Source organism: Rivularia sp. UHCC 0363, assembly GCF_034931125.1.
In the GTDB taxonomy this organism is placed as follows: domain Bacteria; phylum Cyanobacteriota; class Cyanobacteriia; order Cyanobacteriales; family Nostocaceae; genus Rivularia.
The window spans coordinates 46,296-67,107 of sequence record NZ_JAYGHM010000044.1 but is presented as its reverse complement, the minus strand read 5'-3'; the positions used below and the strand labels follow the sequence as shown (position 1 = coordinate 67,107).

22 protein-coding genes and 1 pseudogene are annotated in these 20,812 nt (G+C 38.5%); 8 read left to right on the top strand and 15 right to left on the bottom strand.

Going from position 1 to position 20,812, the window contains the following annotated elements:
* The first annotated feature begins 92 nt into the window (after positions 1-92).
* The gene (locus VB797_RS22655; RefSeq protein ID WP_323240000.1) at positions 93-560 is read left to right on the top strand and encodes a DUF1772 domain-containing protein; all 468 of its coding nucleotides are present in this window, start codon (positions 93-95) and stop codon (positions 558-560) included.
* Here VB797_RS22655 and VB797_RS22650 read toward each other — a convergent pair.
* From VB797_RS22650 to tnpA, 4 genes are all read right to left on the bottom strand, one after another.
* Positions 557-706, bottom strand: a complete 150-nt coding sequence (locus tag VB797_RS22650; RefSeq protein WP_323240001.1) for a hypothetical protein — start codon at positions 704-706, stop codon at positions 557-559. The two genes, VB797_RS22655 and VB797_RS22650, sit on opposite strands and share 4 nt — an antisense overlap.
* Before the next feature lie 118 nt (positions 707-824).
* Entirely contained in the window at positions 825-1,220 is a 396-nt protein-coding gene (locus VB797_RS22645; protein ID WP_323239999.1) for a transposase family protein, read from the bottom strand.
* A gap of 276 nt (positions 1,221-1,496) precedes the next feature.
* Positions 1,497-1,937: a class I SAM-dependent methyltransferase gene (locus VB797_RS22640; protein ID WP_323239998.1), complete on the bottom strand. Its 441-nt coding sequence runs from the start codon at positions 1,935-1,937 to the stop codon at positions 1,497-1,499.
* 243 nt (positions 1,938-2,180) lie between these two features.
* Entirely contained in the window at positions 2,181-2,582 is a 402-nt protein-coding gene (gene tnpA, locus VB797_RS22635) for an IS200/IS605 family transposase (RefSeq protein ID WP_323239997.1), read from the bottom strand.
* A 61-nt stretch (positions 2,583-2,643) separates the two neighbouring features.
* Between tnpA and VB797_RS22630 the strand changes: the two genes are divergently transcribed.
* The 3 genes from VB797_RS22630 to VB797_RS22620 all read left to right on the top strand — a co-directional run bounded on the left by VB797_RS22630 (position 2,644) and on the right by VB797_RS22620 (position 6,303).
* A complete protein-coding gene (locus VB797_RS22630; RefSeq protein ID WP_323239996.1) occupies positions 2,644-3,789 on the top strand; it encodes a transposase in 1,146 nt (381 codons plus the stop codon).
* An 800-nt stretch (positions 3,790-4,589) separates the two neighbouring features.
* On the top strand, positions 4,590-5,561 hold the full coding sequence (locus VB797_RS22625) for a reverse transcriptase domain-containing protein (RefSeq protein WP_323239995.1): 972 nt from the start codon (positions 4,590-4,592) through the stop codon (positions 5,559-5,561).
* Between the two features lie 22 nt (positions 5,562-5,583).
* Positions 5,584-6,303 (top strand): group II intron maturase-specific domain-containing protein, encoded by a 720-nt coding sequence (locus tag VB797_RS22620; protein WP_323239994.1) that lies wholly within the window; start codon positions 5,584-5,586, stop codon positions 6,301-6,303.
* Between the two features lie 273 nt (positions 6,304-6,576).
* On the opposite strand, the gene VB797_RS22615 is transcribed toward VB797_RS22620, so the two are convergent.
* Both VB797_RS22615 and rsgA read right to left on the bottom strand, forming a co-directional pair.
* Positions 6,577-6,984, bottom strand: coding sequence for a hypothetical protein (locus VB797_RS22615; protein ID WP_323239993.1), 408 nt, complete (start codon positions 6,982-6,984; stop codon positions 6,577-6,579).
* 58 nt (positions 6,985-7,042) lie between these two features.
* Positions 7,043-8,104 carry a ribosome small subunit-dependent GTPase A gene (rsgA, locus tag VB797_RS22610; RefSeq protein WP_323239992.1) on the bottom strand — a complete coding sequence of 354 codons (1,062 nt, stop codon included), beginning with the start codon at positions 8,102-8,104 and terminating at the stop codon, positions 7,043-7,045.
* A gap of 28 nt (positions 8,105-8,132) precedes the next feature.
* On the opposite strand from rsgA, the gene VB797_RS22605 reads away from it, so the two are divergent.
* The gene (locus tag VB797_RS22605) at positions 8,133-8,300 is read left to right on the top strand and encodes a hypothetical protein (protein WP_323239991.1); all 168 of its coding nucleotides are present in this window, start codon (positions 8,133-8,135) and stop codon (positions 8,298-8,300) included.
* 211 nt (positions 8,301-8,511) lie between these two features.
* On the opposite strand, the gene VB797_RS22600 is transcribed toward VB797_RS22605, so the two are convergent.
* From VB797_RS22600 to VB797_RS22580, 5 genes are all read right to left on the bottom strand, one after another.
* Entirely contained in the window at positions 8,512-9,282 is a 771-nt protein-coding gene (locus VB797_RS22600) for a hypothetical protein (RefSeq protein WP_323239990.1), read from the bottom strand.
* 84 nt (positions 9,283-9,366) lie between these two features.
* Positions 9,367-10,143 (bottom strand): GNAT family N-acetyltransferase, encoded by a 777-nt coding sequence (locus tag VB797_RS22595; protein ID WP_323239989.1) that lies wholly within the window; start codon positions 10,141-10,143, stop codon positions 9,367-9,369.
* A 12-nt stretch (positions 10,144-10,155) separates the two neighbouring features.
* Positions 10,156-10,722, bottom strand: a complete 567-nt coding sequence (locus VB797_RS22590; RefSeq protein WP_323239988.1) for an isoprenylcysteine carboxylmethyltransferase family protein — start codon at positions 10,720-10,722, stop codon at positions 10,156-10,158.
* 58 nt (positions 10,723-10,780) lie between these two features.
* Positions 10,781-11,998, bottom strand: a complete 1,218-nt coding sequence (locus VB797_RS22585; RefSeq protein ID WP_323239987.1) for an RNA polymerase sigma factor — start codon at positions 11,996-11,998, stop codon at positions 10,781-10,783.
* Between the two features lie 154 nt (positions 11,999-12,152).
* On the bottom strand, positions 12,153-12,512 hold the full coding sequence (locus tag VB797_RS22580; protein ID WP_323239986.1) for a YciI family protein: 360 nt from the start codon (positions 12,510-12,512) through the stop codon (positions 12,153-12,155).
* Positions 12,513-12,867: 355 nt separating this feature from the next.
* Here VB797_RS22580 and VB797_RS22575 point away from each other — a divergent pair, with 355 nt between their 5' ends.
* Entirely contained in the window at positions 12,868-13,347 is a 480-nt protein-coding gene (locus VB797_RS22575; protein ID WP_323239985.1) for a universal stress protein, read from the top strand.
* A gap of 354 nt (positions 13,348-13,701) precedes the next feature.
* On the opposite strand, the gene VB797_RS22570 is transcribed toward VB797_RS22575, so the two are convergent.
* Positions 13,702-13,887: a cation transporting ATPase C-terminal domain-containing protein gene (locus tag VB797_RS22570; RefSeq protein WP_323239984.1), complete on the bottom strand. Its 186-nt coding sequence runs from the start codon at positions 13,885-13,887 to the stop codon at positions 13,702-13,704.
* Positions 13,884-14,615: an HAD-IC family P-type ATPase gene (locus tag VB797_RS22565; protein WP_323239983.1), complete on the bottom strand. Its 732-nt coding sequence runs from the start codon at positions 14,613-14,615 to the stop codon at positions 13,884-13,886. The genes VB797_RS22570 and VB797_RS22565 overlap by 4 nt, the downstream gene beginning before the upstream one ends.
* Positions 14,616-15,760: 1,145 nt before the next feature.
* Between VB797_RS22565 and VB797_RS22560 the strand changes: the two genes are divergently transcribed.
* The gene (locus VB797_RS22560; RefSeq protein ID WP_323239982.1) at positions 15,761-15,937 is read left to right on the top strand and encodes a hypothetical protein; all 177 of its coding nucleotides are present in this window, start codon (positions 15,761-15,763) and stop codon (positions 15,935-15,937) included.
* A gap of 49 nt (positions 15,938-15,986) precedes the next feature.
* A complete protein-coding gene (locus tag VB797_RS22555) occupies positions 15,987-16,346 on the top strand; it encodes a hypothetical protein (protein ID WP_323239981.1) in 360 nt (119 codons plus the stop codon).
* Between the two features lie 214 nt (positions 16,347-16,560).
* On the opposite strand, the pseudogene VB797_RS22550 reads toward VB797_RS22555, so the two are convergent.
* Together VB797_RS22550 and VB797_RS22545 are read right to left on the bottom strand one after the other, a co-directional pair.
* Positions 16,561-18,088, bottom strand: a pseudogene (locus VB797_RS22550) (ISAs1 family transposase).
* A gap of 126 nt (positions 18,089-18,214) precedes the next feature.
* Positions 18,215-19,909: a protein kinase domain-containing protein gene (locus tag VB797_RS22545; RefSeq protein WP_323239980.1), complete on the bottom strand. Its 1,695-nt coding sequence runs from the start codon at positions 19,907-19,909 to the stop codon at positions 18,215-18,217.
* Positions 19,910-20,812 lie beyond the last annotated feature (903 nt).

Here is a 20,812-nt window from a genome sequence, read left to right as displayed (position 1 = left end):
TGCACAGTGCATTAAAAAGAAGGTAGAGGGCAAAATGTACAAAAACATATTATTTTCTCTCTGCTTTTTTTCAGTAATCTCTAGGAGTTTTCATGTTTGCGTTGAAACTTTTCGCTGTACTAGGTTGCGGGTTGATAGCTGGGGTGTTTTTCGCTTTCTCGACTTTTGTAATGAGTGCTTTGGCTCGACTTCAACCAAATGAAGGTATTACTGCGATGCAAGCAATTAATATTACAGTAATTAATCCGCTGTTCATGGGGGTGTTTTTGGGAACAGCTGTAGCTTGCATCTTTCTTTTAATTTCTTTAATTTCAAAATGGCATCAGCCCGGTACGGTATATTTGCTTGTGGGTAGTTTATTGTATTTAATCGGTACATTAGGAGTAACAATTGCCTTCAATGTACCGATGAACGAAGCACTGGCAAAAGTTGAGCCAGGTAGTACTGACCGTGCTTCTTTATGGGCTAATTACCTTGTTAACTGGACGTTTTGGAACCATGTCCGCACGATCGCAGCACTTGCAGCAACAGCATCATTAACAATGGCGATCGCGATTTAACTAAGAGATTGACAGGACACTACCAATATCTTATTTTGTTTTGGTTCAAAATTTTTCTTACTTTCATTGAATATACTTATGTCGCTTTTCGGTCCAGGTTTATTAGAAACCACATCAACAATATCTTTACCGTTTGGTAAGACGATTAATTGATTTTTTCGAGTATGATTTACTTTTTTACCTGAATAATATTTTTTTGCTCTTTGTAGTCGCTAGGTCTTTCTATAGGCTGTTCGTAGCTATCCACGATTAACTCGAATTCGGTTAAAATATCCTTAACAATTTCGCAGTCACTGGAGTTTTTTTTACCTCCTCAAGTAAACTTGGCGGTAGTAATTCTTTTAATAATGGAAACCAATAATTAAACGTATCGTTTGCAGTACTTTCGCTAACTCCAAATTGAACACCAAGAAGTTGAAATGTTGTCAAATGTCTTAAATATGTTAAAGTCAATATAACCTGTTCGCGTGGTGATAATTTTGGTTTTCGACCACCTCCACCTCGAATAATCCTTACTTTTTTAGACTCAGCTAATTTAACTTTATCATTATGTAGTTCTATCACTTTGTCTAAAAGCTGTTTTAACTGCTCATACTTTAAACCAAGTAAACGCTGTGCTTCTTTCGGATTCGTTTCAATATACTCTAATATGCTACTCATAAGACTCTGATAAAACACCCTTTTACATTATTTTACCAGACTTTAATTATTTGTCGGAGATGTCTAATTACTTTATGGAAAAGTTTTGTTAAATGAGATTTTATTCAATGTGAAAACACCAAGATTTGCGGAAGCGATTGAAATAATTGCTTGAGATGTTTACGCTATAGTGGCTTTCGTGCAGCAAGGATGAGGAAGAGCGGGATTCGTTTGCGTCGTTCATAAGTTTCTGTGTCGTGAAAGTGCTTAGATTGTGGATGCGCTTCACGTAAAACTTCAATCCGAAAAGACAAACTTTCCTCCAGGGGTAAGTGTTCGGAAGACGTTGGCAAAAACTGGCAAAAGGTCGGCAATATAGTGAAGCGAAAGCCTTGCCAAAACGAGATCGAACGCTGTGGATGGATAAGCCCAATCTTCAATCGTCTGTAAAATAACTTGACCTGATGTACCATTAAGTGTCTGGATAGCAGTCGCAGCCATCTTGTGCGAACCTTCGACACCAACATAGCTAGCTGCTCCGTGGTTAAGGAATTCTCTTCCAATCGCGGCATCACCACAGCCAAGATCGAGAATACGTTTATTAGCAATGGGGTAAACAAGCTCTAATATTACTGGCTTTTCGAGGGTTTCATTGGGCGTGTCTGTACCTTGGCGATGGCGCATATAAGTAGCAAATACCGTCTCATTATCATAGAAATTTGGACCCGTTTCTTCCATCGTGGGTTTCCTTTTTCACGCTTTGTTGCTTTACCTAATTTAATCAAAAAAGGAGTAAACAGACAATTTTCTTAGTACAAACAAGTAAAGTTGCTGTTGTCGAAGCACTTTCACAAGAAACACGCGGAAAGCGGGAAGCCCAACGTCTTCAGACTTGGGAGGGAAGCGACACGGGTGGCGAAGTCTGCCACCGGGGAGTATCCCCGTGGCGAGCTTCGCGTTTTAACCACCGTGGTCTTCTAATTATCCGTGATGCGGATCTTCAATGTATTTCTTAATTACTTCGCTGCAAACATTACCCGCAGTGCTAATAAAATAGCTATTTGTCCATAACGATGGGAGTTTCTTTAAACCCGGAAACTCCTTTCTTAGTATGTAACTAGAACGACCTTTAAAGGCTTTAACCACTAAATGAGGTGCATCAGTTGGTTTAACACTGACAAATAAATGTATGTGGTCTGGGGCTACTTCTAAAGCTAGAATGTCCCATTCTTTCTCTATAGCTAATTCTGCAAAAACCTGCCTCAACCTTGTTACTATCTCCCCAATTAAAACACGTTTTCTTCTTTTGGGTATCCAAACAAAATGGTAATTAACTAAGAATTTAACGTGGTTGTGAGTCTTGTATTCGTTAACAGCTAACATAATAATTTGTTTTTTGCTTGGTACCTATTGACAAACAAAAGTTTAGTAGATTAATATACAGATGTCAACAGAACACGGCTTTGTCGAACCAGTGTCTAAAGTCAAGAGTAAAATGGGAATACAGCAAGTTTTATTGCATTTGGATAAAGAAACTGAAGCGTTGTTGGAGTATCTCTGTCAACAGTCTGGCAAGCTTTATAATTGCGGTATTTATTTTGCTCGTCAAATTTTCTTTAAAACCGGAAAGTTACTAACAGGAAAGTTTGATTTAGACTTTGAACCAACAGTTTCAAAAACATTGTTAGCTCAGTCAATGCCATCAACGCCTATGCAACAAACTTTAAGGTCAGTGTCCGAAGCTTTCAAGTCTTATAAAAGTTTAAGAGACTTATTCTTTAAAGGTCAGTTACATTTCAAACCTAAACCGCCAAACTATTTAAAAGGTTCAAAGCTTTTTAAGGTTGCGTATCCTAATTCTGGTGGTCAAAAACCTAAATTAATTGATGGAAAACTTAGATTTTCTTTAGGATTGACCGTAAAACGATGGTTTGGGGTTAAAGAATTTTTCTTGCCAATGCCGACAAACATTAATTTTTGCAAGGTTAAAGAATTTACTATTCTTCCTAAAAACGGTGCTTTTTACTTAGAGTTGTCTTACGAAGTTGAAGCGGTTATTGCAGAACTAGATTTTAGCCAAGCTTTATCAATTGACCTCGGAACAGCGGATAACTTAGCGGCTTGTGTTGATACTAATGGTAATTCTCTATTAGTTGATGCTCGTGCAATGAAGGCAATGAATCAACTTTGGAATAAAAAAGTAGCAACTAGAAAAGCTAATAAGTCAGAGAATTATTGGGATAAATGGTTAGATAAAGTAACTCGTAAGCGCAACCATCAAATGAGAGATGGTATCAACAAAGCTGCCAAAATAATTATTAACCACTGCTTAAAATACGGCATTGGTAATTTAGTTATTGGATGGAATGAAGGCTTTAAATCAAATGCCAATATGGGTAGATTGAACAATCAAAAGTTTGTTCAAATGCCGTTAGGGAAGTTAAAAGATAGATTAAAGCAGCTTTGCGAGTTACACGGAATTAAGTTTCAAGAGACGGAAGAAGCTTATACTTCAAAAGCCAGTTACTTAGATGGAGACTCCCTACCTGAGTTCGGCAAGAAGCCGGACGGGTGGAAAGCCGTACCGTAGACGTATAAAACGTGGTTTGTATAAATCTTCCAATGGCTCAATCATGAACGCCGACTTGAACGGTTCAGCAAATATTTTAAGAAAAGTAGCCAGCAATTTAGGCATAGACCTAAGCTTACTGGGTAGACGGACATTGACATCCGTAGCGAGAGTTAGACTTTGGGTACTGCCTAAGTTAGCTCTGTCCGCAGAATCTCAGCGGCTTCAGCCCTGAGAGTGTGTGCGATTCGTTCATCCTAAATGAGTAAAACTCAGGGACGGGTGGCAAGGAAAGGATAAAAACCGAACCTTGACAACTTGATAATCGTGAAGGTGTAAGTCCTTCTCCCCAGGTGCTGGGGTAACAGCATCACCCCTACGGTAGCGACTAGTCATCAATCCGTAAAGCGGGGTGAAAAGGTGGTAAAGCTGGAAGCTTAATCTGGTTCCCATCGAGCATGAATCTATGGATAGTAAAAGCAAAGATGTGTCCGAATTGTCGTCACAGGCTAATAGCCAAATAAAGCTGATAGGCTATAACCAAAAGGTAAAGGATAACGGGATTGGCGGCTACGCTACCGACCAATAAGCACTCCCAACAAACCCGGCAAAGAGCATCATCCTAACGATTCAATCAACGATTATCAGGAACGAAGTAACCCCTTGTTCGCTCTCATGTGTAGGTCGAAACCATGAGTAGGTACTAACCGGATGCATCAAGGCGGAAAGATTGTCTAAGAAGCCAATGCCCAAAATAACTATTGGGATAAGCAGACGTAGACACGATGTCTTGGATTGAATAGGTATAAGTAGCAGTAGATATGTCTAAAGCACGGATTGAAAACCCGATGATGGAATGGAAAAACATCCCCTGGCGTAAGCTAGAAAGGAGAGTTTTTAAGCTGCAAAAACGCATATTCAAAGCCTCAGAACGTGGCGATGTCAAAACAGTTAGGCGACTCCAAAGAACTTTGATAAGGTCTTGGTCATCAAAATGTTTAGCGGTACGTCGGGTAACACAAGATAATACTGGTAAGAAAACGGCAGGAGTGGATGGAATTAAATTACTGTCCCCAGAAGCACGCTTAAAACTAGTTAGGCAATTAAAGTTAACCGGAAAATCCAAACCTACACGTAGAATTTGGATTCCTAAACCGGGAACAGACGAAAAACGCCCTTTAGGAATACCCACAATACAAGACCGCTCATTACAAGCTTTAGTGAAAATGGCCCTGGAACCCGAATGGGAAGCCAAATTTGAGCCAAATTCATTCGGTTTTAGACCAGGACGTTCACCCCATGATGCAATCGGCGCGATATTTTCTGCAATTAAAGCTAAAGCTAAATATGTGCTTGACGCGGATATTGCGAAATGTTTTGACCGAATTGACCATTTAAAATTATTGACAAAACTGAATACCTCCCCTACTATACGCCGTCAAATTAAAGCATGGCTAAAGTCAGGGGTGATAGACAGTAGAAGGCTGTTCCCAACAGATGAAGGTACACCGCAAGGAGGCATTTGTTCGCCTCTTCTTGCGAATATTGCCCTTCATGGGATGGAAGAACGAATTAAACAAGCTTTCCCGGAAAAGGTTTTTTGGGAAAAAAGTAAAGTGGTAGCCCGTCGTAATGCCGCCCACCTAATTCGTTTTGCCGATGACTTTGTAATCTTACACGAAGATTTAGAGGTAATACAGCAATGTCAAATAATAATCTCTGAATGGTTAAAAGAATTGGGATTAGAACTTAAACCGAAGTATTACAAGAATTTCTCATACTTTAGAGTATGAAGGAAATGCGGGTTTCAATTTTTTGGGACATACCATCAAGCAGTACCCGGTTGGAAAATACCAATCAGGAAAAAACACCGTTGGAAAGCCACTAGGGTTTAAAACACTTATCAAACCTAGCAACGAAAGTCTTAAGAAACACCGCCAGAAAATTAAGAAAATCATCAAGGTTCATAAAGCATCAACACAGTTGAAACTTATCAATGAACTTAACCCGGTAATAACGGGATGGTCTAATTATTTTTCATCGGTGGTAAGTAGTGAGGCATATTCGTCACTAAATAAGTGGATGTACCAGCAATTAAAAAACTGGGCAGTTCATCGTCACCCAACAAAAAGCCAATATTGGATATCTAACAAGTACTGGCTGATTGATAAAGGTGGCGGTTGGAGATTCGCTCTTACTGAAAAAGACTCCTTTAAAAAGATTTCCCGGCATACGGAAACTTCTATTCAAAGGCATATAAAAGTGCAATCAAAAAGAAGTCCCTTTGACGGAGATTGGGTCTATTGGAGTTCCAGAATGGGGAAACACCCGGAAGCTAATAAGAGGATTTCATTACTTCTCAAAAAGCAGAAAGGTAAATGCTCACATTGCGGACTCTACTTTAAAGAAGATGACTTAATGGAAATCGACCATATCATTCCCCGCTCACAAGGTGGTAAGGATGAATACAAAAATTTCCAATTATTGCATCGACATTGCCACGATGAAAAAACTGCCATAGATTTATCGGTATGAGGTGTGTGTGACAAGCACCGAGATATTGAGGAGCCGTCCTGTTGTGAAAGTTTCATGTCCGGTTTTGAAGACCAACGGGGTTGGTGACAACCTCGTTGAGTTTAATCAAAGCTTTCTGTTGATTTTCAAAATGTACGGGAATTCAAGGTTGAATATGAAGAATATTTAATGAATCAAAGACCTGCCAAGAGATTGTAAATCCTGCTCTCATAACAGAGATTGCATGAGTAGCGATCGCGTTGAAACAAATGTCCGATTGCGAGTATAAACTAACTATAATACCAAAGATTGATATTGGATAGCGCCATTGAAATTGCCTCCGATTTTTGCTGTTTTATATATTTGTTCTAATTCTCGACCTAATTGATTGCAAATACTTAGCGATCGCTCACTTAAGTTACTACAGATAATCCCACAACTAATGATGCCAGTATTTACTTTAAATGATGAATCTCTGATGATTCCAATTTGAATGTTGCCACACCAAAACTGAGTTTGCTCGGAGATTAGAAGCGATCGCCTTTCACACAACCACATCAATAAATATCGAAGATTTAATCCACACCAAGGAGTAGAAACAGCCAGTCGAGGTATGGGCGATCGTGCATTGTGGGAATATATGGGAAGAGCGATCGCGAATACAAAGTAGTTACAATGTACTCTAATTTTCTTCCTTTTCATCAAAAGCAGAAGGGAAAAATTTTTACTTCTGCTTTCAAAGTACCTAAAACATCATAAATTAACCCTTTTTGTAATTCCGCATCGTTTTAGTCAGCTTTTTCCATTTTTGTTTCTCGGCTATATACTCCTTTTGGTCTTGTAATATTTCCATATGTTTAATTTCCTTGTGTAACTTCTGATAGTTCAAAAACCGAGACACATCTAATTTCCCCGTTTGTAATGCTTCCTGTACCGCACAACAGGGTTCGTGCTGGTGCTGACAATCCCGAAAACGGCACTGTTGCGCCAAATCTTCTATGTCTCCAAAGGTTTCAGATAAACCTTCATCGCTCGTCCATATCTGTATTTCACGCATCCCCGGAGTGTCTATAATCAAGCCACCACTAGGAAGTACCATCAATTCTCGCTGGCTGGTTGTATGCTTACCTCGGTCATCTCCCTGACGTACAGCTTGCACTGTTTGGACTGTTTCACCCATGAGTTGATTCGTAATAGTTGATTTACCAACCCCAGAGGAACCCAATAAAGCTACGGTCTGTCCCGGTTGCAAGTATGGTTTGAGTTGCTCCAATCCTTGACTGTTAGCAGCACTGATAGTAACAATTGGCACACTCAAGGCAACTGCTGCTATTTCTGCCAAACATTCTTCGAGGTTTTGACATAAATCTGCCTTGTTTAAAACAATTACGGGGTTTGCACCGCTTTCCCATGCCAAAATTAGATAGCGTTCGATTCTTCTAGAGTTAAAGTCCCCATCTAATCCTGTGACTAAAAATACAGTATCAACGTTAGTAGCAACAATTTGTTCTGCGGTTTTTGCTCCGGCGGTTTTGCGAGAAAATTTGCTCTTTCGCGGCAAAATATCGTGGATAGTTGCAGTAACTCCCGTTTCTCTCGAACGGATAACAACCCAATCACCAACCGCTGGTAAATCTTGACGTTCGGCTGCGCGATATCGCAATTTACCCGTAATTTCTGCCGATAATTCGACACTTTCGCTTTGCAGAATGTAATTATTTCTGCATTCAATTACCACCCTAGCCACCGTAAATCCTTGGTGACGATAAGGTTCAAAGCTCGAAGCAAAAAAATCGTTCCAGCCCAATAAATCCAAATTCATTGATATTTCCTCAATACGTATTTCTTGTATGACACAAGGTACGCAGAAGAATTTATTAGTTCATTTCTCCAAACCAAGAATAGCGCAAACTATAGGTTTCTCACCGTTTCAATTAGTTCTATCTAATCTTAAATCCGGCAGCAACGATGGTAAGGAGATTAAACCAGAAATTCTGTACCTTGTGTCGGTTTTGTAGCGATGCTTCTACCGGGACAGCGATAAATACAGTCATAGTTCAACCTCCTGTAAATTATTTTTTTAAATTAGTATTTTATTAGCAACAATTCGATATTAACCAATTTCGGATAAGTTGGGTTAATGAAATGCGATCGCATGAGGTTTAAAATTAGTAATGCTAAAATTGAGCCGTGGTAAGAAAACTCTGCACTTATGTTCCAATATGCTTGTTATTGAGAATTTCGTGCTTTGATTGCTTTTAGTGTCTCCTCTTCGACAGAAGCAGCTTTATCGGCACGCTCAAGAATTTGTTGAAACGAAAAGTGACGGTCTTCGATCAAATAACTCACCATCTGACGGAAAACAAAGTAGCGAAATGACCCCGATGGATGTTGTTTACCAGCAGTCAGCAAGCGAAGTCCTTCGGTTTCAGGAAAGCTGCTCTCGTGAGCGACATAATCGCAATAGCCCTCGATAATCCAAGTCGGTAAATTATTTAAAAGTCCGACTCGACGACGAATCAAGCCGTGAGTAATTTCATGGGCAGCAACGGCAGAGAAGGAACGAGTGTTAAAATTAGGAGCTGCACTATGAGCCACATTGTTAGTTAAGTCAGCATTGGCAACAAATACATTATCAGTGACTGGCAACGAATAGGCAAATGCTCCTCCACTAATTGGTGATAACAGACGAAATAGCCAAGGGTGGTTACAGATAAAAATTCGCTCGCTACGTCCTGGTACTGCTAACTCGGAACGCTGGATCAATTGCATCATCTCCGCAATGCGTTGCGGGGCTTCAGGTGAAAGTGGGGAACGGGAATAGAGAGTTACACCCTGTACGCTAAGACTGTAGGGAAATAGCACCTGTGGAAAAGTATAGAGAGCAGCGTAGAGTACAGCAAACAAAAATAGTATTTGCTTAAAACGGCGCAACCATCTGGCGATGGCAGTTTCAGATTTATTGTGGGTGAAACCAAAGCAGCGAACAAAACGAGTCATGACTATCTTTAAAATAGATAGAGCAGATCGAGTTACGGGTCGTTTGATTGGCTTTTTGTTCATGTGTGTAGGTACCCCTAAGCTTTACTTTGATAAACTTGGTATCGGTGGTTTGAAATGCGAGATATGTAGTATCTCACCGACTACAGCAAAGCCTGCACGAGCGTAAATCCTTTGTTCTGCTTCATGTGCAGCCATCAAAAAAGGTAGAGAGATGCCTTTTGAGAAAGCTACTTGTACCAATCGACTGGTAAGCGCTCCTGCTATACCCCGACGACGAAAAGCCGAACGAACCCCGATACCTGCAATCTCTGTTGTTTGGTGACTGGGTACGGTACATACTCCGGCACCTACAGGCTCACCCGTTGCCGTAATTCGGGCTAAAACAGCGATTCCACCTGCTTCAAGGCTATTTCGGAGTCCGGCGATCGCGCTATAATCTGGCGGTGGAGCGCCATAAGCTTCATTCTGAACTGCGACTGTAGCAAGCAGATCGGCATCAGAAACGGGCAAGACCAACTCAATTCCTGAAGGAACCGGAATTTGCTCCGCTCCTGGAACGCAGGTCATAAGTGGGAGATGTCCTTCAATGCTAAAGCCCCCATTAATTAGTGCCTCTTCAACCGCAGGTGCGAGCTGTGGGACATATTCTAAACGCGGTTTGCGCGATCGCTTTTCATAGGCAACGATTAGAGCAGCTACATCTGCGGGTGATGGTGTAGCGTTATCATCGGGGATGGCATAGTTGAGAAAAGGATTATCGTTAGAACGGGAAAAAGTGGCAATAAATGGACCAATTCGCTCTGTATCGCGTTGATGACTCGCTGCAATACGTAAATATGACTGAATGCCTGATTCCATGATACTACTGCTTTATAAATACCTTCTGACTTGATCGCAATACTCCAGATATTCGTTACCGTAATACTTATTTAAATAGTCTTCCTCACGTAATACTTGACGATGAAACGGCCAAATAGCTGCACCAATATAAACCAAAAGTATCCAACTCGAGAATATGAGGAATTGACCAAACAATATCGACGCAAATGCTACATAAATGGGATTGCGGCTAAAAGCGAAAACGCCAGTAGTTATTAGTTTATCAGGGTGTTCTGTGTCAATACCAATACGAAAACTCTGCCCAAAAGAAATAAGACTCCACAACAATAATAATAACCCCGCTAGGCAAAAAAACACTCCCACCCAGGAGATGACCTTAGAATCAAAGAATTCTTGCGTGCTGATAGTAGGGAAATTGAATGTAGCAGCAAATACGGTATAGAAATAGAAAAGGGCAAATGGCACAATCAAGAAATCCGTCTTATCTATTTTGCCAAAATTTATCGCTTCTATTCCTTGTTTTTGCATCAGCAAGGCTCTGGTTAATACCATTCCTAACATTACTACAATTGTTAGTACTGCGAAATATTTTGACATAGAATCCTCCGCAAATTATTTCAACATTTTGATGATTTCACAAATTATACCTACATAATTAAAGCGACTTATGGAGCAGAAACTCACGAATTGCATCGTCTTCGGTTAAACCGATCGCTCGTAAATAAGCTTGTTGAGCTTCCGATTTATACCCTAACTGCTTCAGTAAGTGAGCCTTTAATGCCCAATAAGGTTGGTAATTTTTCACTGCTTCGAGTGAAAGCGCATTCAGGTGTGCTAAACCCTGATTTAATCCTTTGGCTTGGGCGATCGCAGCGGCTTGACTTACCAATGCACCCAAAGTTGGTGAAAGTTGAATTAATCCCTCATATAATAATGCTAGCGTTTCCCAATCAACCTGCCCAGTGACGGCACGTTGGACATGGATCGATTGAATGGCAGCTTCAAGTTGAAATCGTCCTAATTGTTTAAATGTAGCTCCCTGTGTCAGTTGTTGTTCTGCTTGAGCGATCGCAGGCTGTGACCAAAGCCTAGTGTCCTGCTGCAACAGGGGTATGTAGGAACCGTTGGCGGTGCGACGAGCATCGCGTCGGGATTCGCAGTAAAGCATGAGGGCAAGCAAACCGCGTGCTTCTGGCTCTTGAGGCATTAACTGAACGCACAGACGTGCCAGCCAAATGGCTTCTTCTGCCAGTCCTCGATGCCGAGGATCGCCCCCATCCACTGTTTCCCAAGCATTGGTGTAAGCTGCGTAGATTGCTTCTAGCACGACTGCTAATCGAGCGGGTAAATCCTTCGCTGCTGGTAACTCAAATGCGATACCCGCATCCCGAATCTTTGCCTTTGCTCGAACCAGACGCTGGCTCATCGTAGCGGGCGCAACCAAAAATGCGGAGGCAATCTGAACCGCATTTAAACCCAGTACTGTCTGCAACATTAGAGGTGTATGAATTGCTGGATTTATCGCTGGGTGGGCGCAAATAAACAGCAGTTTTAGGCGATCGTCTGGAAACACCGAATCAAAGACTGGCTCAGTTTGTGATTCCAATTCATTTAATTTAAAGGTATTGAGGACTCGATCGTGAACTTGCGATCGCCGCGCTACATCAATTAGTCGATGTCGAGCGGCGACTAGGAGCCATGCTTCAGGGTTTTTGGGAACTCCGTTTTCCGACCAATTTTTTAGGGCTGCCAAAAAGGCATCGCCGAGGGCATCTTCAACTGCCGCCACATCTCTTGTTTGTGCTGCTAAATAAGCGACCAAACGTCCATAAGAATTACGTGCCGCTAATTCTGCCGCTCGACGTGCATCCATTTTTAGCTCTCTTTTATTCCTCTACTAAAGAATCGGCACATTTTTTACCAGTAAGCTTAGTGAAAATACTACCAACACTTTCCATGACTTGCAGATCGGGATTACCCAGAAAGAAAATATAAGGTATTCATCCAAGTTTCTCGAATAATTATGGTTATTTAGCAGGTGTGGCAGGACGGACTTCGATACCTGTAATCGGGCGCACTTCAACACCACCTAGACTCGCCGCAGGATTCCGCGCCGCCCATTCTAAGGCAGTATCTAGATCGGGTACATCGATGACATAAAAACCGCCCAATTGTTCTTTGGTATCGGCAAAAGGACCATCTTGCACGTTCCGGTGTCCGTTTTGGATGCGGACGGTAGTGGCAGTACGACTGGGTTGGAGTCCTGTAGCAGCAATCATTACTCCTGCTTCAGTTAGTGCTTGGGCATAAGCGGCGAATGCAGGAATATCAATTTTACCGCTAGCGTAATCTTGCTCGTTTGCGTAATTGAGAATGCTGTATTTCATATATTTTTGTTTGTTTTAGGTTTCATCAAAAGCAGTTTTCGATGCTTTCTATAACTATGACGAATGAAACACTGGCATTTCGACAGGAACTAAGATTTATTTTTGAGCAATTTTAAAAATAGCCTTTACCCATAGCACGCAAGAGATTGAAGCTTTGTACTTACTTCAATTTGAGTTATACCGGCAATAACTTGAGGAACTTGTGAGGAAGGTTTGAATTTGCATCCTCACATTTTCTTCAAATTATATCTATAAAGTAAAAGTATTGAATTTTTAAGTAGCAAGACAAAATTAATGTCCAGAACTGAAGATGTAAATATTTTGTCCGATTACTTATCTACTGTAAGGGAAAACCATGATTCATCGCAAGATTTTAGTTGCACTAGATAAATCTAAGCAATCAGAAAAAGTTCTGCAAACAGCGTTAGATGTAGCCACAGAAAACGTTAACGAAATTAAGTTGTTCCATTGTATAAATAGCAACCTTCTTGTTCGAGAAGTATCATCTATCGGTGGTATTGGTACTATTGGCGATATTAATATATATGGAAATTTACACAAAAACTATCAACAGGAATTAAAGCAAGAAATCCAAAAAGTCAGCGAATGGTCGGAATATTATTGCGAGCAAGTACGAATGCGGAAAATTCCCGTAACGTTTACCTATGAGATTGGGGACCCAGGCAAGAAAATTTGCGATTTTGCTCAATCTTGGGATGCGGATTTAATTGTATTAGGTAGTAGAGGACATAATGCGATCGCAGAAATTGTCCTCGGTAGCGTCAGCAGTTATGTTATTCACCACGCTTGCTGTTCGGTGTTAGTTGCTAGATAAAAATTAATTAATTTTATACCCAAAACAGATTATGACAGTTGAGGGTGCGGAAATCAGGTTTTTTTCGGTAATTTTCTGACGGAAAGGAGGTAATTTTGCTTTTTAGCTATTGTATTTGATTCCGAAGCGGGTTCTAAAAATTGCTCAAATATGTTGTTAAAGAATACAGCAGTTTGCAAATAAATGAGGTACATTCCCCTTACTTCCTTCCCGGTAGAAGATTACCGATTAAAAAAAACCGCAGAGACGCAGAGAACGCAAAGGAAAGGTTTAAAGAGAGATAGGTAATTATAGAGCAGGAAGGGAGTAAGCAAAAATCCAACTCCGTTTTTTTGGTAATACTTATTTCAAATTTCAAACATTTTTACCAGCGATTAATTTTTTTCTAGTTTCATTAAATATCAATGGTAAAAATGCACTACCACTAACTAAAACACTATCCGTAATACTAATGGTCGTAAGACTTAATAGCGATCGCAGTTGGGGAACCCCAAGTGATAGTAGTTGTAATCCAATGGAACCAATAAGAGCAATATTCAAATATTGATTTTGCGGCAGTTTACCAATATCAAATATGGTGTATTTTTGGGAACGACAAATGTACCTTTATATACCATGTTGATTCGGTCGGCAAGAGATATATTTTCACCGTAAAGGGGTTGAGTTTTCTTAATAACTGGTATACTTTCACCAGTTAATGCCGACTCATCAACGCTTAAATTTTCTGTTTCAATTAACCTGGCATCCGCTGCAATATAGCTACCGGGTTTAAGAACTAAAATGTCTCCGGGAACTATATTTTCAGTGTTTATCTGAGTTATACTACCATTTCTAAGAACCAAAGTAGATGGGCGGTCATGTTTTTTCAGGGAGTGAATAATTTTTTCCGATTGGCTTTCTGTAAAGTAACCAATAACTGCATTAATACCTACAACACCCATAATTACCAAAGCATCAACCCAGCAACCCGTTGCAGTGGAAACCACCGCAGCGCAAGTTAGTAAAGCTACTGATAGTGACTTAAACTGCTCAGTAAAAATACTGACCTTCGAACGCGATGCTGGCTCGGGTAAAAGATTTTGCCCATATTTTAAAAGTTTTTCCAAAGCTGATTCGCTAGATAATCCCGAAGTTTTTGAGGTATTCAGCGACTCGATAATAGAATCGGCTTCAATAATATGCCAATCTTCTATTTTTTGATTTTCAATTTTTGCTACATTTTTTTTGGAAAAGTTTTTTTCGCCGATATTTATTTTGTTGTTGTACATAGTCCATTCCTATACTCTCAATGAATAACTGGATTTAAAAATGATAAGTATATATACTTTCAAAATACTCAAAAACATTGAGAATTTTGTGAGTATTTTTTTATTATAAAAAAATAATTGAATTATTTTTATTTGCTAATCTGTGGGATTAAAGATAATTCGGCATACAAATATTGAATTGTATATATGAATAATTTGATTATTACTATTATCTCTACATAAGAATATAGATATTTTTTTATCATTCTTATACGAATAAACAATATTTAAATCTCTTTATATTAAAAGAACCTGTATGCATATAATATTTATTGGTCGCAAAAATTAAGCGAATATTAAATTATTAGCGTAAAATCATAAAAGTATTGTATTACAAGCAATCTAGCGAATTAAGGAGCGATTAACTAAATCAATAGTTTAGCCGAAACCAGCAGATTACAAGTATTGCCAAGCTTGTAAGATTCAATGAATTAAGCATGAATGTAGATTTATTATGTCCAAAAAAAACAGGATTGTAAAAAAAACAATATTAGCTTGCTCACAACTTACTCACAATCTTGGTTTAGATTAAAAGTATAGAGAACATTCGTTCGAGGGTTTCAATGTTTTATCTAGGATGAGTTAATTAATGTGTTTAAATTTAATCTTTGGATAGACAACAAGCAATAGGATTTTAGTTTATTTTATTTTTTACAATAGTTTGATTTTATTGTGTCAATTTACTTGCATTCTGTTGATTAACTCCCAAACTCCATAAAATTCCTGATTATTACCCTAAATTCCAACTAAAGCATAAAAAATCAAATATTTCTTATATCTTTATAGGTAGATATTTTAAAAATTATCTATTCCTTTTGAATGTTTTGTTTATGCACAGAATATAAATATAGGAATTCTAGTTGAATCTTGCTAGGCATACTGAGAATAAAACCTTTGTACAGTAAGCTTTGAGCAAAATGATTTTTGAAAAAATCAAATAGGTGTACTATATATAAAATATTGAATCAAACAAGATATTAGCTATAAAACTTTATATTTTTTATTAACAAAATCAGGGAAGATAAATGGTACCCGCTCAATAAATAGGGGGTGAGAAGAAAAATAAGAGGATACAAAGGTAGACACCGTATCGTAGAATATAGTGCATGACGCAGAAACCATTTTCAAGCCAACAAGTATCGACATTACTGCAAACAATCGACCCAAAAGGGATTGCAGACAATGCTGTGCGTCAAACTGTAGAACTTTTATTGAACCTAATAGAGCAACTGAACTCAAAAGTCAAAGATTTAGAAGAAGAGAACCACTCATTTACGGGATGAAAACAACCGCCTTAAGGGAGAGCAAGGTAAACCAGACATCAAACCCAACTTGAAAGGGTTTAAGAAAGACCATTCATCAGAAAAGGAACGCAAAACCCCCACTCAGCACAGCAAGAGTAGTAAAAAAGCAAATATCAAAATAGATCGGTCAGAGATTTTAGAATACCCTCAATTCGAATTACCACAAGACGCACAATTCAAGGGTTATGAAGAAGTAGTCGTTCAGGATATCTCCTTAAAAACTGATAACGTACTTTTCCGTAAGCAGAAATATTATTCACCTCAAACAGGAAAAACCTATTTAGCAGAACTACCGCTCGGATATGACGGAGAGTTTGGTCCAGGGGTAAAAGCTTTAGTGATGAGTCTTTACTATGGGGGCAATACAGGGCAAACGCATCTAATTTAATCTATTTAAGTAAAAATATTATGTAAAGGTAGTATTTTACATTATTTATATTTGTGAGTACGTAAAATAATAAGCAAGCAATAAGGCTATGTAATTGTATACAAAAAAACAAGTACTTAGACATCATAAAGTAATGACAATCAATCCGATTAGTGAAATATGCGCGTATTTAGGGTTTGCTGAAAAAGTAATAAAAAGCGAGACGGAGATTTATTTAGTTATTCAAGTAAGGGTAAAATATAAGTTTTTGTTTACCAGGAATAAGTAAGCTATAATGCCTGCTAATGTCAGACTCGAAAAAAAGTGTATCTTTGAAAAATAGATATAAAAAAGCCCTCAACAAACGTGATAGATGCGTAGACAGATTCATCACTAAAAAAGTAATTGCGATTGCAGTTTTAGAAGTATGAGAAAGTTTAGTCATCACTCGATTGAGACTAAATCTTCTTTTACCTTGCCCAAATTTTCCTTCAATGGAACTACGAATCCTCTCATCATAAGCGGCTTGTTTTTTCGTTTCTTTACTAACATTTACTGGAGGTCTGCCTAAAGGAAGTCCACTGATTCTAATACCTCTTTCTTTACACTAAGCTCGGTTTTCCCTTGTCCGATAAATTTTATCAACATGAACAGATTCTGGATAGTAACCAGTGTAGTTTTTAAACGATTCAATTTGTGTTTTTAAGTCTCCCGATTCATTAAAATTATCCCAACTTATATGGTCTAAAAACACATATCCTTCAAAGTAGCTAGCTGATAATTTCGCTAAACTCTACAGGTTTCCCCGCTTTACCTGGAATAATTGGACGGATATGTGGTTGATTTAAACTAACAATACGGTCTTCGATACTCTTCTTTCTATTTTCATACAACCACAATTGTTGACGATAAACTTCATTTACTACTAGCAATATGGTATATTGCCTGTCACTTAAATTATAGAGAGTAGCTCCTAGTATGATTAACTCTTCAATATGAGATAAGTTCCTTTTAATATATTGGAGTTGTTTTTTTATCGCTTTTCTTCTTTCTTTTTGGTATACGCGACGTGTTTTTGCAACTTTTAAGTAGTTTTTTCGAGCAATTTTGCGATAAGTTCTTGGTTTTTTATTTAGTTTCCCCTTCACTTGCTCATACAGCGAATCTATAATTTTTTCTGTGTGTTTTCTGGCTTGATTCAGTAGCCCTAAATCTGTTGGGTAACCATCGGATAGCATCAAATAGTTACGTATTTCTTCACGTCCATGACCATATTCACGAGTACTATAATTACTTGCTTTTAAACCTACACATCTTGTTTTGATTGCTTTTTTGAATAGCTGAACAACGCTTTGATATAAGCTTTCCTGGTTTTCTTTAAGCGCAATAACATAATCTCCATTTTTTTGGGAAATTGTTTTGACTATCTCTCTTTGACAACCCATTGCATCAATTGTAATGATATAGCCAGTTATATCTAAAACTTTAATTAGTTCTGGTATCGCCGTAATTTCATTTGACTTTTTATCAACCTGCCTTTGACCTAAAACTAAACGATTACTTGTTGCCCAAGCGCTAACAATACTAATTGCAGCCTGACCATCTTTTTTATCAAATGAATGTCTTAACTGTTTTACATCAATAGCAATTACCTCACCTTCCGTAATTGTCGCAACTGATTTTATCCAACTCAGAAAACATTGTTGAAATTGTTGTGGGTTTAGAGCTGCAAATACTCGTGCAAAGGTATCATGAGATGGGATACCGTTTGGTAAGTAACTCTAGAAACTTTTTGCAGCAGCGCTGAGTCCCAAGGGGACACGCTTACGCGAACGCTATCGCAGTTTAAAAGCTAGTTATAGTAAGACTTTGGTTATTTTCGGAGATGTCTAATGCGAATTATAAGTAACTAAGGAATTTTGATTTTCTTTTGTTTGTGGATCTTGCTTTTCATTTGTTCTATTTACACGAAAAATCAAGTGATAAGCAACAATAACGAGTAAGGCTATTGCTAAATTAATCGCAAGAATTTGCCAAGTACTAAGATTCTTTTTTTTAGATTTTGAATTCTTACTTTTTCTCGGTTGCTCCCCATTCTTATTAGGTGTTACTGGTTGAGCAGCAGGAGGATTGCTTGATGGTTTAACTTGATTCGGTCTCGGTTGATAGGTAGTCCCATCTGGCTGTACTGGTTGAGCAGCAGCAGGATTGCTTGATGGTGTAACTTGATTCGGTCTCGGTTGATAAGTAGTCCCATCCGAGATTGGTTGAGCAGTGGGGGGATTGCTTGATGGTGTAACTTGATTCGGTCTAGATTGATAAGTAGTCCCATCCGAGATTGGTTGTTGTGAATTAGATGCTGGATGTCTGGGTGTTGTATCGTCAGATGTCTTTGCTGGGAATTGATTTAATGCCGGTGGTTGTTGATATGACCGATTTTCAGCTATATTTGGTTGCTGATTATGATATGGTTGATTTAAGTTTGGATTTTGCCACGATCGATCTTGAGAATTATCTATTCTAGATTGGTTTGCCAATTTTGGTTCTAGGGGCTTGGAAACAGTTTCGTCATTTGAACTTATTTGATTTTGTTGGGATTGGGGCTGAACTATAATTTGCCTGCGCTGTGGGTAGTTTGTATTTGTTGTAGCTTGAAGCGTCTCTTGCAAAGCTTGACGCAGTTCTCCCACTGAAGCAAAACGGTCTCTAGGTTTTTTTTGCAAACATTTTAGAACTACAGCTTCTAATTGAGGAGATAAATGCTCGCAACCAGGCTGAGACCTCAATGGTATGGGTGGTCGATAGCCATGAGCGTGTAACCAAGAACTTTCACTAACTTTACTTCTGTCAATACTTAAACCAAAAGGGTCTAAAGCACTTAACATTTCATAGAGAATTATTCCCAAACTGTAAATGTCAGACCTTCCATCTATGTTTTTATCATTTTGGATTTGCTCCGGTGACGAATAGCGAAATGTACCAATAAATCTTTGAGTTAGATTTGTCTGCTCGGAGGACTCTTTATGAATTTTAGCAATACCAAAATCTAAAATCTTTACCCATTCTCCAAACTCTCTGGGTAATAAAAATATATTATCTGGCTTTAAGTCACGATGGATAACCTTAATCAGTTCGCCACTGTTTCTATCATCACCATAAATAACAGCTCCTTGATGAGCAACCTGTAAACCCTCACATACTTGTACCATTATGTTCGCAGTTTGAAGGGGCGTTAACTGCTTTTCCCTTTGCATTAACTGCCGTAACGTTTGTCCCCGGAGGTATTCCATCGCATAAAATGGAAAACCTTCGCTAGTAACTCCACAGTCGCTAATTTCAATAATATGTTCGCTTTGCAGAGCAGCACAAACTGCAATTTCTCGCTCAAAGCGTTTTCGCATTTCACCCGATGCTAGCCATTTATCTTTGAGCAATTTTAATGCGACTTCTTTGCCGACCCGAGTATCGGTAGCTAGAAAGACTTCTCCCATGCCACCTCCACCTAAACTTCTATCCAAGCGGTATCTATGATTGTCTCCTATAAACCTACCTATCCAAGAATTTGATGAAAGTGACGAGTTCATTACACAAAAGCCATCCTGTTTACTAAATTACTTGTGTTTTTAATCAAAATATTAATAAATACATACAATTATCTTATTTGTCTCGTACTTGTTTGAAACCGTAATTCATCTTAAGTTGTTTAAACTGTCAAATATATTTGATTAACGTATTTAGTTGATAGGACTTAGCAAAAAGGCATATTTTGTTGTAGGGTGCTGTGACGGTTTGACTAATTTTTAACGTAATAATTAGGTTGTAGTGTCACGCACCAACCTTCTGCTTGTGACAATTGCCTAAGTCCTGAGTTGATTTAAGAGTTAATTTAAGCACTACTTTTAGGTTAAAATCATAAATTAAAATGGTTATTCAGTACAGAGTATGCTTATTAACCGCAAAAAGACTAATTTAGCAAACATCTAACTCTATAATTTCAAAGTTTCTAAATACATATGCCGAAAGTTTAATAAGTTTTAATTTAAAGCAATTATTTTAAACTTTTAGTAATTCTCAGGTAGGCTTATTTATATTTTAATCCGGTTCAGTAAGAAAATTTCAGGTTGAGAAGTCGGGTTTTTGAATGGGAGTATCTGTAACACGTTTACAAATTTATAAAAACCCGACTTCTGACGATTAGATTAGTTCCTCGACTCAACCTCCGCTATTTCTAATTTTCAGGCTTAACTTAACGGTATTGATTTATTTTTAAGCAAAATATTGAACTATTCTTCGTTAGCCAAGCGTGCCATATTGCGGGGGCATATAGCGCAGTGGCTCTTGTAACAGGCTCTTACTATTTAAGATTCTAACAAATTATTTTTCTAGCCTGTCTCTACGCAATATAGGATTGCATATCGGTAATTCAATTAGTCGCAACCATAAGTCAATTCGCGCTATTTGTTCTTAAATTGACTTACTTAACTATA

Coding starts and splice junctions, on each gene's coding strand:
- VB797_RS22575 (WP_323239985.1), top strand. CDS start 12,868: ATGATTCATCGCAAGATTTTAGTTGCACTAGATAAATCTAAGCAATCA.
- VB797_RS22600 (WP_323239990.1), bottom strand. CDS start 9,282: ATGACTCGTTTTGTTCGCTGCTTTGGTTTCACCCACAATAAATCTGAA.
- VB797_RS22655 (WP_323240000.1), top strand. CDS start 93: ATGTTTGCGTTGAAACTTTTCGCTGTACTAGGTTGCGGGTTGATAGCT.
- VB797_RS22605 (WP_323239991.1), top strand. CDS start 8,133: ATGACACAAGGTACGCAGAAGAATTTATTAGTTCATTTCTCCAAACCA.
- VB797_RS22640 (WP_323239998.1), bottom strand. CDS start 1,937: ATGGAAGAAACGGGTCCAAATTTCTATGATAATGAGACGGTATTTGCT.
- VB797_RS22615 (WP_323239993.1), bottom strand. CDS start 6,984: ATGAAAAGGAAGAAAATTAGAGTACATTGTAACTACTTTGTATTCGCG.
- VB797_RS22565 (WP_323239983.1), bottom strand. CDS start 14,615: ATGTACAACAACAAAATAAATATCGGCGAAAAAAACTTTTCCAAAAAA.
- VB797_RS22580 (WP_323239986.1), bottom strand. CDS start 12,512: ATGAAATACAGCATTCTCAATTACGCAAACGAGCAAGATTACGCTAGC.
- VB797_RS22545 (WP_323239980.1), bottom strand. CDS start 19,909: ATGAACTCGTCACTTTCATCAAATTCTTGGATAGGTAGGTTTATAGGA.
- VB797_RS22645 (WP_323239999.1), bottom strand. CDS start 1,220: ATGAGTAGCATATTAGAGTATATTGAAACGAATCCGAAAGAAGCACAG.
- VB797_RS22625 (WP_323239995.1), top strand. CDS start 4,590: ATGTCTAAAGCACGGATTGAAAACCCGATGATGGAATGGAAAAACATC.
- VB797_RS22630 (WP_323239996.1), top strand. CDS start 2,644: ATGTCAACAGAACACGGCTTTGTCGAACCAGTGTCTAAAGTCAAGAGT.
- VB797_RS22560 (WP_323239982.1), top strand. CDS start 15,761: ATGACGCAGAAACCATTTTCAAGCCAACAAGTATCGACATTACTGCAA.
- tnpA (WP_323239997.1), bottom strand. CDS start 2,582: ATGTTAGCTGTTAACGAATACAAGACTCACAACCACGTTAAATTCTTA.
- VB797_RS22595 (WP_323239989.1), bottom strand. CDS start 10,143: ATGGAATCAGGCATTCAGTCATATTTACGTATTGCAGCGAGTCATCAA.
- VB797_RS22585 (WP_323239987.1), bottom strand. CDS start 11,998: ATGGATGCACGTCGAGCGGCAGAATTAGCGGCACGTAATTCTTATGGA.
- VB797_RS22590 (WP_323239988.1), bottom strand. CDS start 10,722: ATGTCAAAATATTTCGCAGTACTAACAATTGTAGTAATGTTAGGAATG.
- rsgA (WP_323239992.1), bottom strand. CDS start 8,104: ATGAATTTGGATTTATTGGGCTGGAACGATTTTTTTGCTTCGAGCTTT.